This is a genomic window from Streptantibioticus cattleyicolor NRRL 8057 = DSM 46488 (assembly GCF_000240165.1).
In the GTDB taxonomy this organism is placed as follows: Bacteria; Actinomycetota; Actinomycetes; order Streptomycetales; family Streptomycetaceae; genus Streptantibioticus; species Streptantibioticus cattleyicolor.
In genome coordinates, this window is sequence record NC_017586.1 from 400,296 (window position 1) to 413,083 (window position 12,788).

A 12,788-nucleotide genomic window follows, 5' to 3' on the forward strand; every position below is an offset into this window, starting at 1 on the left:
AGGAGGGGACGGGGCGGGCCGGCGCCCGCCCACCGGATGCGGCAAGGCGTCAGAACAGGAAGTACCGCTGGGCCATGGGGAGTTTCTCGGCCGGCCGCGCCTCCACCACCTGGCCGTCGATGCGTACGGTGAAGGTGTCGGGGTCGACCACCACGTCCGGCATGGCGTCGTTCTCCCGCATGTCGGCCTTGGTGACACCGCGGGTGCTGCGGATGGCGCGGAACTCCTTGCGCAGGCCCAGCCGTTCGGACAGGCCGGCGTCGAGTGCGGTGGGGGTGACGAAGTTGAACGAGCCGGAGGCGGCGGCGCGTCCGGTGGCGCCGAACATCGGCCGTGGCAGGACCGGCTGCGGGGTCGGGATGGAGGCGTTGGCGTCGCCCATCTGCGCGTAGGCGATCTGGCCGCCCTTGACGACGAGTTGGGGCTTGACGCCGAAGAACGCCGGGTCCCACAGCACGAGGTCGGCGAGTTTGCCCGGCTCCACCGAGCCGATCTCGTCGTCCAGGCCCTGGGCGATCGCCGGGTTGATGGTGTACTTGGCGACGTAGCGACGGGCCCGGTGGTTGTCGGCGGCGCCGTCGCCGGGCAGGGCGCCGCGGCGTTCCTTCATCACGTGCGCGGTCTGCCAGGTGCGCAGCACCACTTCGCCGATGCGGCCCATCGCCTGCGAGTCGGAGGAGATGATGGAGATCGCCCCGAGGTCGTGCAACACGTCCTCGGCCGCGATGGTGGACGGCCGGATGCGGGACTCGGCGAACGCCAGGTCCTCCGGGACGGCCGGGTTGAGGTGGTGGCAGACCATCAGCATGTCGAGGTGTTCCTCGACGGTGTTGGCGGTGTGCGGGCGGGTGGGGTTGGTGGACGAGGGCAGCACGTTGGGCCGGGAGACCACGGTGATGATGTCGGGTGCGTGGCCGCCGCCGGCGCCTTCGGTGTGGTAGGCGTGGATGCCCCGGCCGGCGATGGCGGCGAGGGTGTCCTCCACGAACCCGGCCTCGTTGAGGGTGTCGGTGTGGATGGCGACCTGGGCGCCGGTGGCGTCGCAGACGGTCAGGCAGGCGTCGATGACCGCCGGGGTGGCCCCCCAGTCCTCGTGGATCTTGAAGCCCACGGCCCCGGCCCGCAGTTGGTCGTACATCGACTCGCTGCTGACGGTGTTGCCCTTGCCCAGCAGACCGACGTTGACCGGGAGGTCCTCCATCGCCTCGAACATCCGGGCCAGATGCCAGGCGCCCGGGGTGATGGTGGTGGCCTTGCTGCCCTCGGCGGGGCCGGTGCCGCCGCCCACCAGCGTGGTGACCCCGGCCGCCAGCGCCTCGTCGACCAGTTGCGGGCAGATGAAGTGGACGTGGGCGTCGATGGCGCCGGCCGTGAGGATCCGGCCGTTGCCGGCGATGATCTCCGTCTCCGGGCCGATCACCAGCGCGGGGTGGACCCCGTCCATGGTCTCGGGGTTGCCGGCCTTGCCCAGGGCGGTGATCCGGCCGTCGCGGATGCCCACGTCGGCCTTGACCACGCCCCAGTGGTCGAGCACGATCGCGCCGGTGATCACGGTGTCCGGGGCGCCCTGGGCCCGGGTGAGGCGGGACTGGCCCATGGATTCGCGGATCACCTTGCCGCCGCCGAAGACCGCTTCGTCGCCGGAGGCGCCGGGGCCGCCGGAGAGATCACGTTCGATCTCCACGAACAGGGCCGTGTCGGCGAGGCGGACGCGGTCGCCGGTGGTGGGGCCGAACAGGTCGGCGTAGGCGGGGCGGCTCAGTTCACGCATCGCGGTTCCCTCCGGCCGTCGGCGCGTCGGTGGCGTCCGGGTCGAGGGGGCCGGCGGTCTCGCCGCGCAGTCCGGCGACGATCCGGGCTCCGCTGATCGGCAGCAGTTCGACCTCGACCGGGATGCCCGGCTCGAAGCGGACGGCGGTGCCGGCCGGTACGGCCAGGCGCAGTCCGCGGGCGGCGGCGCGGTCGAAGTCGAGTCCGGGGTTGGCCTCGGCGAAGTGGTAATGGGAGCCGACCTGTACGGGGCGGTCGGCGCGGTTGAGCACGGTCAACCGGGTCACGGGCTTGCCGGCGCCCAGCATCACGGGCTCGTCGGCGAAGTGGATCTCTCCGGGGATCATCGGACGACGTCCTGTCAGGCGATCGGCTGGTGCACGGTGACGAGCTTGGTGCCGTCCGGAAAGGTGGCCTCCACCTGGACGTCCTTGAGCATCTCGGGGATGCCCTCCATGACCTCGTCGCGGGTGAGCACCTTGCGTCCGGAGGACATCAGCTCGGCGACGGTGTGGCCGTCGCGGGCGCCTTCGAGGATGTGGGAGGTGATCAGGGCCACCGCCTCGGGGTGGTTGAGCCTCAGTCCGCGGGCCCGGCGCTTTTCGGCCACGTCGGCTGCCACGTGGATCAGAAGGCGTTCCTGTTCATGCGGCGTCAGTTGCACGCTTCACCACCTCACACGTCATCCCCGACGTGCGGCCCGGCGCGGCCGGGAAGCACGCCCGTTTGATCGATCATCGCGCACCGGTGGTCAGAGTGACACGCCTTTGACCAGCCACTATCCAGGATTTTGCAGGGCGATTACATGTCTGGTTCGGCGTCATTTCGCGGGCGTTAACGAACCGTTCGGCCGGAACGGGCCGGGCGGAAGCGTTTCTTCCGCCCGGCGCCAAGGGGTGTGGCGCGGCCCGGCGGAACCGTTTCCTCCGGCGGACCGCCACGCGGCGAACCGTTCCGCCGCACTCAGGGGCCCGGGTGGCGCCCCGTACCGCCGGACGGGTCGATGTGTTCGGCCGCGATGCCGAAGCGCCCGCGTTCGCCGGTGGCGGACGCGACCGCGCCCAGCCGGGAGACGGTGGTGATCACCGGCTCCTCCACGGGCTCCGCGGCCTCCTCCGCTTCCTCGAGTCGTCGCAGGTCGGCGGCGGACACCAGGGCGACCAGCGGCCTGCCGTGCCGGGTGACGACGACTCTCTCCCCGCCGTAGACGACGCGGTTGATCAACTCCGCCAGTTCCGCGCGGGCTTGTGTCACCGGGACTTCATGGGCCATGCTCCCATGATAACCAAATGTACGTCCTGTACATTCTGCACAGGCGCCGGATCCGGCGCCCCGGAGGAGTCGTGATGCGCCAGCCGTCCGCAGTCCCGCCCGCGCCGACCGCCCGTTACGTGCTGCCGGAGTTCACCGAACGCACCAGCCAGGGCCTGCTGGCCATGAACCCCTACGGCAAGCTGCTCTCCGAGCGGGTGATCTTCCTCGGCACCCCGGTCGACGACACCGCGGCCAACGACGTGATGGCCCAGCTGGTGCACCTCGAATACGCCTCGCCCGACCAGGACATCCAGCTCTACATCAACTCGCCCGGCGGCTCGTTCACGGCGATGACGGCGGTCTACGACACCATGCGGTACATCAGCTGCGACATCCAGACGGTCTGCCTCGGCCAGGCCGTCGCCGCGGCGGCGCTGCTGCTGGCGGCGGGCACCCCGGGCAAGCGGCTCGCCCTGCCCGGCGCCCGGATCGTGCTGGAGCAGCCGGCCATCCCCGAGCCCGTCCAGGGCACCACCGCCGACCTGGAGATCCAGGCCGCCGAGATGGAACGCCGGCGCACCCGCACCGCCGAGCTGCTGGCCGAGCACACCGGCCGGCCGATCGAGCGGATCCAGGCCGACATCGAGCGCGCCACCGTCCTCGACGGCCCCGGGGCCCGCGCGTACGGCCTGGTCGACCACCTCACCCGCAGCCGCAAGGCCCCCGCCGCACCCGGCCCGAGGTGAGCGAGGTGGTCCCCGAACTGCCGCCGCTGCCCGCCCTCACCCGGGCCGAGGGCGAGGTCATCGACCGCTATCTGGAAGCCGCCGACCTGCTCGGGAAGATCAACCCGGCGCGCACCACGCAGACGTACTCCGCGCTGCGCGCCGCCCAGGCGCTGGTGGCCCGGGCCACGGAACTGCGGGCCGCGCTCGAGCTGATGTACGAGCGCGGCGAACACGAGCTGCACACCAGGGTGCTGGCGGAGGCCATGCGCGTCCTCGACGGCGAACGGCGCGCGGGAAGGCCCGCGATCCCTCCGGAGCAGCCGCCGCGGTGAGGCGCCGGCCCGCGGGAAGGCCCGGGGCGTACGCCATCGGGGCGAGGGTGATCCGCCCGGGCGGAGTCGATTTCCACCGTACGGCGGATTCGCCACTCCCGTGGTGCATCCTTCCTTGACGTTTTCTCAGCCCCGCAACACGCGTGTGACCAGCGGTAGTTACCGGCCGGGATCGGCGACACGGGTGGTTCGGCACGATCGGCGACACTGGCATCGGTGCGCCATCATCCGTGGTGACGACAAGCCCCCGCCGCGGTGGCGGGGCGGTCCGGGCGCACGCCGAGTCCTGCCGGCGCCCGGACGCCAGGTCGACACCACAGCTTGGCAGGAGCGGAGGACCCGATCATGACGGGGCCGTCCGGGCGCACCGGTAGCGGCCCCTTGGGGTGAAGCCGCGCGAGAGCGGCCGGGCATCTTCGCCTGCCCGAACCCGACAGGCCATCCTTCGCAGGCGCTAGGACGAAGGGGTGCGCATGTCTGCACCGTCTGGCTCTCCCGCCCTGTTCGGCCGAGCCGCGACCACATCGCTCCTGACCACCGCCGCCCTCGCCGCCGGGGCCCTCGTCCCCGGCCTGCCCGCGCCCGCCCGCGGCGCCACCGTGGCCGGCCGGGTGCTGGAGGTGGTCGCCGCCAAGCAGGGCTCACCGTACGAGTACGGGGCGACCGGCCCGTCCCGGTTCGACTGCTCGGGGCTGACGCTCTACGCCTTCCGCGCGGTGGGCCGTTCGCTGCCGCGCACCGCGGCCGACCAGTACCAGCGGACCCGGCACGTGGCCGCCGCCGCCCGGGCCCCCGGTGACCTCGTCTTCTTCCACCACGGCGACGGCGTCTACCACGTCGGCGTCTACGCCGGCCACAACCGGATGTGGCACGCCCCGAAGAGCGGCGCCCGGGTGCGGCTGGAGCGGATCTGGACGCCGGACGTCTGGTACGGCCGGGTGAGGTGAGCCGCCGCGCCGTTCCGTGCGGGCAGCGGCGGCCGGGTCACCGCGCGCCCGCCTCGCCGGCGGGTTCCGGCCCGGCCGCCGCAGTCCGCCAGGGCAGCGCGATCCACACCGTCTTGCCGCCCTCCGCGGTCGGCTCGACCGTCACGCAACCGCCGGCTTCGGCCGCGAGGTGGGCGACGATGAGCAGCCCGCGGCCGTTGTCCCGGTCCGGGGCGGGGGGCAGCCGCCGGGGGCGGCGGGGGTGGCCGTCGGTGATCCCGAGGCGCAGCCACTCGTGCTCGTCGAGGCGGAGGCCGACGGTGAAGTCGGGCGAGCGTCCGCCGGTGTGGCGGATGGCGTTGGTGGCGAGTTCGGAGACGATGAGCCGGACGGCGTCGGCCGCCGGGGCGTCCTTCGGCAGCCCCCAGTCGGCGAGGACCCCGGTGACGTAGCCGCGCGCGACGGAGACCGAGGCGGGCTCGCTCGGCAGCGTGACGGAAGCTTCCTGATGGTCTGCCATCGCGTCGTCGTCCCTTGTCCACCGGCTCGCCAAGCTACGGCGGCCGGGAGGACCGGCCGCCGGAGCCCCCATGCTGCCGCCGCGGCCCGCGCGGGCGCCAACGAATGCATATGCCTGTCCCTCGAAGCGGTGAACTCTGCCTGGGCGGGCGGCATTTGGGGGCGCGGACGGCATATCGGCGAGCCGGGGCGCGGTCGTCAACCCGCCTTGGACGCAAGGGCCTTGGCGCCCTCCGGTGCCGCACCGGCGATGACGTCGACGGCCCGTGCCACCTCACGGTCGGTCAGGTCCGCGCGCGCCGACAGCCTCAGCCGGGAGATGCCGTCGGGGACGGACGGCGGCCGGAAGCAGCCGACGGCGACCCCGGCGACCCGGCAGTCGGCGGCCCAGCGCACCGCCGACTCCGGGCACGGCGCCCGTACCGACAGCACGCAGGCGTCCGGCCGCGCGGAGACCAGTCCGGCGGCGGTCACCCCGTGGTGGAGCAGTGACGCGACCTGGCGTGCCCGTTCCGCCCGTTCCGGCTCGCGGCGCAGCAGCCGCAGCGCGGCCAGCGCGCCGCCGACCGCGGCCGGGGCGAGTCCGGTGTCGAAGATGAACGTCCGGGCGGAGTTGACCAGGTGCTCGATGACCGGCGCCGGGCCGAGCACCGCGCCGCCCTGGGCGCCGAGCGCCTTGGAGAGGGTGACGGTGGCCACCACCCCGGGGGCGCCGGCGAGCCCGACGGAGGCCGGCAGTCCGCGCCCGCCCGCGCCGAGGACGCCGAGTCCGTGCGCGTCGTCCACCAGCAGCGCGGCCCCGGCCGTCCGGCACACCTCGGCGAGGCCGGCCAGCGGTGCCGCGTCCCCGTCCACCGAGAAGACCGAGTCGGTGACGACCAGGGCGCTGCCGGGGTGGCCGTCGAGCGCCTTGCCGACCGCTTCGGGGTCGCGGTGCGGGACGACGAGGCGCCGGGCGCGGGCCAGCCGGCAGCCGTCGATGAGCGAGGCGTGGTTGGCCTCGTCGGAGACGATCAGCGCGTCGGGCCCGGAGAGCGCGGTGACGGCGGCCAGGTTGGCGGCGTAGCCGGTGGCGAAGACCAGGGCCGCCTCGAAGCCGCAGAACTCGGCGAGTTCGGCCTCCAGCCGGGCGTGCAGTTCGGTGGAGCCGGTGACCAGCCGGGACCCGGTGGAGCCGGCGCCCCAGCGCAGCGCGGCGTCGGCGGCGGCCCGGGTCACCTCCGGGTGGCGGGCGAGCCCGAGGTAGTCGTTGCCGGCCAGGTCGAGGTGGGCGCTGTCGGCCGCGCGGGGCCGCAGCACCCGGACGAGCCCGGCCCGGCGCCGTACCTCCGCCCGGGCCGTGAGCCAGCCGAACGGGTCGGCCGGGGCGGCCCCGGTACGGGCACCGGAGGCGGAGCGGTGATCAGCGGCAGGCGTCATGACGGTCCCGGGTGGTCGGTTGGTTTGCAGGCAACCTAACCCGGCGCGGGGCGGTCGGCCGATGTGGTGATCCACACACGCCGACTGCCGTGACTTGTGTCATCCCGCACTGGTCCGAGCCCTTCCGCTCGGCCAGGATCTAACCCCATGGACCTGCTGAAGACGCTGGTGGACAAGGGACTGCGGGGCGAGTCGCCGACCCGCGAGGAGGCGCTGGCGGTGCTGGCCACCTCCGACGACGAACTGCTGGACGTGGTAGCCGCGGCCGGCCGGGTGCGCCGCAGGTGGTTCGGGCGGCGGGTGAAGCTCAACTATCTGGTCAACCTCAAGTCGGGGCTGTGTCCGGAGGATTGCTCGTACTGCTCGCAGCGGCTCGGCTCGGGTGCCGACATCCTCAAGTACACCTGGCTGGGGCCCAAGGAGGCGTCCGAGGCGGCGGCGGCCGGGGTGGCCGGCGGCGCCAAGCGGGTCTGCCTGGTGGCCAGCGGACGCGGCCCCACCGACCGGGACGTCGACCGGGTGGCGAAGACCATCGAGGCCATCAAGGAGCACAACGAGGACGTGGAGGTCTGCGCCTGCCTCGGCCTGCTCTCCGACGGCCAGGCCGAACGGCTGCGGGCGGCCGGCGCCGATGCCTACAACCACAACCTCAACACCTCCGAGAACACCTACGGCGACATCTGCACCACGCATGACTTCGCCGACCGGGTGGCCACCGTCAAGCAGGCCCAGGGCGCCGGGATGTCGGCGTGCTCCGGGCTGATCGCGGGGATGGGCGAGAGCGACGAGGACCTGGTGGACGTGGTCTTCGCGCTGCGCGGACTCGACCCGGACTCGGTGCCGGTCAACTTCCTGATCCCGTTCGAGGGCACCCCGCTGGCCAAGGAGTGGACGCTGACGCCGCAGCGGTGCCTGCGGATCCTGGCGATGGTGCGGTTCGTCTGCCCGGACGTGGAGGTGCGGCTGGCCGGCGGGCGCGAGATCCATCTGCGGACCCTCCAGCCGCTCGCCCTGCACCTGGTCAACTCCGTCTTCCTGGGCGACTACCTGACCAGCGAGGGCCAGGCGGGCAAGGCCGACCTGGAGATGATCGCCGACGCCGGCTTCGAGGTGGAGGGCGCGGGGACGGCCACGCTGCCGGAGCACCGGCGGGGCGCGGCGGGCGGCTGCGGTCACGCCGAGGGCTCCTGCGCGCCGCGGCCGGACACGGCGCAGGAGGACGCGTCCGCCGTGCCCGCCGCCGCGCGCACCGACCTGGTCGCCGTGCGCCGCCGTGGCGCCGGTACCGACCTGCCGCCCAATGCGTGAGGCGGACGGCGTCCGCGAGCTGCTGCGGCTCGACCGGGCGCACGTGTGGCATCCGTACGGCCCGATGCCCGGCCGGGAGGAGCCGCTGGTGGTGGAGTCGGCCGCCGGGGTCCGGCTGCGGGTGGCGGCGCTGGACGGCGGACGAACCGAGCTGGTGGACGGCATGTCGTCGTGGTGGTCGGCGATCCACGGCTACAACCACCCGGTGCTCAACGAGGCGGCCCGCGGCCAGTTGGAGCGGATGAGCCATGTGATGTTCGGCGGGCTCACCCATGAGCCGGCCGTCCGGCTCGCCACCCGGCTGGTGGAGATCACCCCGGAGCCGTTGCGCCATGTCTTCCTGGCCGACTCCGGGTCGGTCTCGGTCGAGGTGGCGGTCAAGATGTGCCTGCAGTACTGGCGTTCCGTGGGGCGTCCGGCCAAGCGGCGGCTGCTGACCTGGCGCGGCGGCTACCACGGGGACACCTGGCAGCCGATGTCGGTGTGCGATCCGGACGGCGGCATGCACCACCTGTGGTCCGGGCTGCTGCCGGCGCAGGTCTTCGCGGACGCCCCACCGGGCGGCTTCGCCGACGAGCCCGACCCCGGATACCGCGACCACCTGCGGGACCTGATCGCCCGGGACGCCGACGAGCTGGCCGCGGTGGTCGTGGAGCCGGTGGTGCAGGGCGCGGGCGGGATGCGCTTCCACTCCCCCGGTTACCTGCGGGTGCTGCGGGAGGCCTGCGACGAGCACGACGTCCTGCTGGTGCTGGACGAGATCGCCACCGGTTTCGGCCGCACCGGTGCCCTGTTCGCGGCCGGGCACGCCGGGGTGGCCCCCGATGTGATGTGCGTGGGCAAGGCGCTGACCGGCGGTTACCTGACGCTGGCGGCCACGTTGTGCACGTCCCGGGTGGCCGAGGGGATCTCCGGCGGCGCGGTGCCGGTGCTGGCGCACGGGCCGACGTTCATGGGCAACCCGCTGGCCGCCGCGGTGGCCGGTGCCTCCATCGACCTGCTGCTCGGCCAGGACTGGGCCGGCGAGGTCCGGCGGATCGAGTCGGGGCTGCGCGCCGGGCTGGCCCCCGCCGCCGCGCTGCCCGGGGTGCGGGACGTCCGCGTGCTGGGCGCGATCGGGGTGGTGCAGCTCGACCACGACGTGGACGTGGCCGCCGCCACCCGGGCCGCGGTGCGCGCCGGGGTGTGGCTGCGTCCGTTCCGCGACCTGATCTACACCATGCCGCCGTACGTCACCGGGGACGACGACGTGGCACGTATCTGCGCGGCGGTGCTGGCCGCGGCGAGGGAGGGCTGACGATGGCCGTGATGTTCGTGACGGGGACCGGCACCGAGATCGGCAAGACGGTGACCACGGCGGCGGTGGCCGCGGCGGCGGTGGCGGCCGGGCGGACGGTGGCGGTGCTCAAGCCGGCCCAGACCGGGGTGGGCCCGGACGAGCCGGGGGACGCGGCCACGGTGGTACGGCTGGCGGGGGCGGTCACCACGGCCGAACTCGCCCGGTTCCCCGAGCCGTTGGCGCCGGCGACCGCGGCCCGCCGGTCGGGGCGGCCGGCGGTGCGCCCGCACCAGGTCGCCGAGGCGGCCGGCCGGCTCGCCGCCGGGCACGACCTGGTGCTGGTGGAGGGGGCCGGCGGGCTGCTGGTCCGGTTCGACGACGACGCGACGCTGGCCGACGCCGCCGCGCTGCTCGACGCGCCGGTGCTGGTGGTCGCACAGGCCGGGCTCGGCACGCTCAACGCCACCGAACTGACCGTCCGCGAACTGCGCCGCCGCGGCCTGTCCTGCCCCGGCGTCGTCATCGGCGCCTGGCCGACCCACCCCGGCCTCGCCGCCCGCTGCAACGTCGCCGACCTCCCCGAGGTCACCGGCGTCCCCCTGCTCGGCGCCATCCCCGAAGCCAGCGGCACCCTCCCCCCGGACACCTTCCGCCGTACGGCCCCCGACTGGCTCGCCCCCGAACTGGGCGGCACCTGGGACGCGTCGGCGTTCGCGACCCGGGTGGCATCGGCAACCCGCCCTCCGGCGGAGTCGGTCGCGCGGTAGCGGCTGCGGCGCCCTCCGGGAGGGGCGCGGTCGTGCGGGCCCCTCGGTGGGGGCTGCGCGACAGGGCCCGCGGTCGGCAACTCCCGGTTGCCCGCGCCCGTGCCGGGCATCGTCACGGGGTGGGCGCCGCGGCCCGCGTTGGCGCGCTCCCCCCGGCGTAGGCAGCCGCGCGACAGAGCCTGCGGCGGACAACTGCCGTCCGACCGGGGCGCGTTCGCGTGGCCTCTCTCAGCGGAGGCGACTGCACGGTAGAGCCTGCGGCAGACGAGCCGCTGAGCGCCCGCACCCGTACCGGACGCGTCACCGGGCCGGCGCCACGGCCCCTGCGAGGGCGCGTTCGCGGGGTGGGCGCCGGGAGGGGACGCCGACGGCAGGCGGCGTGAACCCACCCTCCCCGGGGGGCGCGTTCGCGGGGGCCGCACGCGGTCTCCCCTCGCGGGGGCGGAACCGGCAGAATGGGGGCGTTCCGCGGGAAAGGGGGCCTCGGATGGGGACGGTGACCGGGCGGCCGGGGAGGGAGCCGGTGCGTCATCCGCTCTTCGCCCGGTGGTACGCGCGGTGCGCGCCGGGGCTGGACCGCCGGGCGGGGATGCCGCGCTACCGGGAGGAGTCGCTGGCCGGGCTCTCCGGGCGGGTGCTGGAGATCGGGGCCGGTTCCGGGCTCAACTTCCGGCACTATCCGCGGGAGGTGAGCGAGGTGGTGGCGGTGGAGCCGGAACGGCGGCTGCGCGGCGCGGCGATCCGGGAGGGGCTGCGGCTGGGGATCCCGGTGGACGTGGTGCCCGGGGTCGCCGAGGCGCTGCCGGTCAAGTCGGAGGCGTTCGACGCCGCCGTCGCCACGCTGGTGTTGTGTTCGGTGCGCGACCAGCGGCGCGCGTTGCTGGAGTTGCACCGGGTGCTGCGGCCCGGCGGCCAGTTGCGGTTGCTGGAGCACGTACGGGCGCGCGGCCGGGCCGGGGTCGCGGCGCAGTGGGCGCTGGACCACACGGTGTGGCCGTTGCTCTTCGGCGGGTGCCGTACCGCGCGGGACACGCTGGCGCAGGTGGCCGCGGCCGGGTTCGAGGTGGGCGAGGTGCGCCGGCCGCGGCTGCGTGGCGGGGCGTCGATGCCGGTGGTGCTGGCGACGGCGTACCGGCGGTGAGGGCGGCCGGGGTTCAGTGCGGTTCGGCGGTCCAGCCGCGCAGTTCCCGGGCGATGCGTTCGACGTCCGCGGTGCCGTCCTTGACCAGCCGGGCCAGGTCCCGTACCTGTTCCGGTGAGGTGACCACCTTCAGGCCGCTGGCCACCAGGTAGGCGTAGGCGACGGCGGAGGCGAACAGGACGTTGGAGCGCTCCAACGCGGGGACGTGGACGAGGAGTTGGAGCATCGCGGCGGCGCGTTGCTCGGGTTCGGGGTAGATGGGGGTACCGAATATCTCGGCCTGGTGGCGGGCGAGCGCGGCGAGCAGCGCCCCCCAGTCGGTCACCTGCGGATCACCGGGGGTGTTGTGCTCGGCGACCATCAGCAGCCAGGAGAGGTCGACACGCAGGCTCACGCGGTGGCCGGGCCCGCGGTGTGCGGCGGCAACGGCTCCCCGGCGGGGTCGAGCGGGTCGATGCGGCCCTCCCGGTCGCGGCCGAACTCTTCGGCGAAGACGGTCTCGTACTGCTTCATGAAGTCGGCCGCCGCCTCGACGAACGTCCTGCCGTTCTCCGCCTGGTCGCCGCGGACCAGTTCCTCGATGTAGCGGTTCACGCTGATGCCACGTTGCGAGGCGCGCGCCCGGGCGGCCTCGGCGGTGGTCTCGTCCACCCGCACGTTCAGCTGTGTCTTGGCCATACCCGTCACGCTAGCGCCGATCCGCTAGCAGCGGCAAGCGAGGTCCGGGGGCAACCGGGGAGCACGGGCGCACCCGGGGCGCACGCCCGCACGGCAGCCGGTGGTGAACGGCGGTGTTCCCCACGGTGGAATCGGTTTTCCCGGGTGGTGTCCGCGGTGGTTGGGTAGGCGCCATGGATGATCTTCGGATACGCACCGCGCGCCCCGGTGACGTGGACGCCCTGCTGGCGTTCTGGCGGATCGCGGCGGAGGGGACGAGCATCAGTGACGACCGGGCGGGGGTCTCCCGGTTGATCGCGCACGACCCGGAGGCGGTGCTGCTGGCCGAGCGCGACGGCGACCTGGTGGGCACCGTGATCGCCGGGTTCGACGGCTGGCGCTGCCATCTGTACCGGCTCGCGGTCCACCCCGGCGCGCGCCGGCGCGGGATCGCCGGGCGGCTGCTCGCCGCCGCGGAGGAACGGTTCACCCGGCTGGGCGGGCGGCGCGGGGACGCGATGGTGCTCGACCGCAACGAGACGGCCCACCCCGCGTGGCGTGCGGCGGGGTACGCCCCCGAGCCGCGGTGGAGCCGCTGGACCAAGCCGCTGACCGGGCGGACGACCGGGCGGGCCACCGGCTGAACGGCCGATCCGCGTCGCGCGCCCCGCCGCCGTCCGGCCGAGCA

The 12,788-nt window shown here is 74.3% G+C and carries 16 protein-coding genes and 1 riboswitch; of the genes, 8 read left to right on the forward strand and 8 right to left on the reverse strand.

The window, feature by feature from the left end:
- Positions 1–49: 49 nt before the first annotated feature.
- From SCATT_RS01565 to SCATT_RS01580, 4 genes are all read right to left on the reverse strand, one after another.
- Positions 50–1,771 (reverse strand): urease subunit alpha, encoded by a 1,722-nt coding sequence (locus tag SCATT_RS01565; protein ID WP_014141114.1) that lies wholly within the window; start codon positions 1,769–1,771, stop codon positions 50–52.
- Positions 1,764–2,117 (reverse strand): urease subunit beta, encoded by a 354-nt coding sequence (locus SCATT_RS01570; RefSeq protein WP_014141115.1) that lies wholly within the window; start codon positions 2,115–2,117, stop codon positions 1,764–1,766. Before SCATT_RS01570 ends, SCATT_RS01565 begins: the two co-directional genes overlap by 8 nt.
- A 14-nt stretch (positions 2,118–2,131) precedes the next feature.
- Complete coding sequence (locus tag SCATT_RS01575) at positions 2,132–2,434, reverse strand: urease subunit gamma (protein ID WP_014141116.1); 303 nt, start codon at positions 2,432–2,434, stop codon at positions 2,132–2,134.
- A 299-nt stretch (positions 2,435–2,733) separates the two neighbouring features.
- The gene (locus SCATT_RS01580; RefSeq protein WP_041824329.1) at positions 2,734–3,042 is read right to left on the reverse strand and encodes a type II toxin-antitoxin system Phd/YefM family antitoxin; all 309 of its coding nucleotides are present in this window, start codon (positions 3,040–3,042) and stop codon (positions 2,734–2,736) included.
- A 74-nt stretch (positions 3,043–3,116) separates the two neighbouring features.
- Between SCATT_RS01580 and SCATT_RS01585 the strand changes: the two genes are divergently transcribed.
- The 3 genes from SCATT_RS01585 to SCATT_RS01595 all read left to right on the forward strand — a co-directional run bounded on the left by SCATT_RS01585 (position 3,117) and on the right by SCATT_RS01595 (position 5,031).
- The gene (locus SCATT_RS01585) at positions 3,117–3,770 is read left to right on the forward strand and encodes an ATP-dependent Clp protease proteolytic subunit (protein WP_014141118.1); all 654 of its coding nucleotides are present in this window, start codon (positions 3,117–3,119) and stop codon (positions 3,768–3,770) included.
- A 5-nt stretch (positions 3,771–3,775) separates the two neighbouring features.
- Positions 3,776–4,084 (forward strand): hypothetical protein, encoded by a 309-nt coding sequence (locus SCATT_RS01590; RefSeq protein WP_014627295.1) that lies wholly within the window; start codon positions 3,776–3,778, stop codon positions 4,082–4,084.
- Between the two features lie 302 nt (positions 4,085–4,386).
- Positions 4,387–4,553, forward strand: a riboswitch (cyclic di-AMP (ydaO/yuaA leader).
- 4 nt (positions 4,554–4,557) lie between these two features.
- On the forward strand, positions 4,558–5,031 hold the full coding sequence (locus SCATT_RS01595; protein ID WP_014141120.1) for a C40 family peptidase: 474 nt from the start codon (positions 4,558–4,560) through the stop codon (positions 5,029–5,031).
- A 37-nt stretch (positions 5,032–5,068) separates the two neighbouring features.
- On the opposite strand, the gene SCATT_RS01600 is transcribed toward SCATT_RS01595, so the two are convergent.
- Entirely contained in the window at positions 5,069–5,530 is a 462-nt protein-coding gene (locus tag SCATT_RS01600) for an ATP-binding protein (RefSeq protein ID WP_014141121.1), read from the reverse strand.
- Positions 5,531–5,727: 197 nt separating this feature from the next.
- Positions 5,728–6,948: an 8-amino-7-oxononanoate synthase gene (locus SCATT_RS01605; RefSeq protein WP_014141122.1), complete on the reverse strand. Its 1,221-nt coding sequence runs from the start codon at positions 6,946–6,948 to the stop codon at positions 5,728–5,730.
- A gap of 147 nt (positions 6,949–7,095) precedes the next feature.
- Between SCATT_RS01605 and bioB the strand changes: the two genes are divergently transcribed.
- From bioB to SCATT_RS01625, 4 genes are all read left to right on the forward strand, one after another.
- Entirely contained in the window at positions 7,096–8,256 is a 1,161-nt protein-coding gene (bioB, locus tag SCATT_RS01610; protein WP_014141123.1) for a biotin synthase BioB, read from the forward strand.
- Positions 8,249–9,553, forward strand: a complete 1,305-nt coding sequence (locus SCATT_RS01615; RefSeq protein ID WP_014141124.1) for an adenosylmethionine--8-amino-7-oxononanoate transaminase — start codon at positions 8,249–8,251, stop codon at positions 9,551–9,553. Before bioB ends, SCATT_RS01615 begins: the two co-directional genes overlap by 8 nt.
- 2 nt (positions 9,554–9,555) lie before the next feature.
- Positions 9,556–10,302: a dethiobiotin synthase gene (bioD, locus tag SCATT_RS01620; RefSeq protein ID WP_014141125.1), complete on the forward strand. Its 747-nt coding sequence runs from the start codon at positions 9,556–9,558 to the stop codon at positions 10,300–10,302.
- Between the two features lie 487 nt (positions 10,303–10,789).
- Complete coding sequence (locus SCATT_RS01625; RefSeq protein WP_014141126.1) at positions 10,790–11,443, forward strand: class I SAM-dependent methyltransferase; 654 nt, start codon at positions 10,790–10,792, stop codon at positions 11,441–11,443.
- A 13-nt stretch (positions 11,444–11,456) separates the two neighbouring features.
- Here the strand turns inward: SCATT_RS01625 and SCATT_RS01630 are convergent, their stop codons facing one another.
- Both SCATT_RS01630 and SCATT_RS01635 read right to left on the reverse strand, forming a co-directional pair.
- Positions 11,457–11,837: a hypothetical protein gene (locus SCATT_RS01630; RefSeq protein WP_014141127.1), complete on the reverse strand. Its 381-nt coding sequence runs from the start codon at positions 11,835–11,837 to the stop codon at positions 11,457–11,459.
- Positions 11,834–12,121 carry a toxin-antitoxin system HicB family antitoxin gene (locus SCATT_RS01635; protein ID WP_014141128.1) on the reverse strand — a complete coding sequence of 96 codons (288 nt, stop codon included), beginning with the start codon at positions 12,119–12,121 and terminating at the stop codon, positions 11,834–11,836. The genes SCATT_RS01630 and SCATT_RS01635 overlap by 4 nt, the downstream gene beginning before the upstream one ends.
- Before the next feature lie 173 nt (positions 12,122–12,294).
- Here SCATT_RS01635 and SCATT_RS01640 point away from each other — a divergent pair, with 173 nt between their 5' ends.
- Positions 12,295–12,744: a GNAT family N-acetyltransferase gene (locus SCATT_RS01640; RefSeq protein WP_014141129.1), complete on the forward strand. Its 450-nt coding sequence runs from the start codon at positions 12,295–12,297 to the stop codon at positions 12,742–12,744.
- The last annotated feature ends 44 nt before the right edge of the window (positions 12,745–12,788 follow it).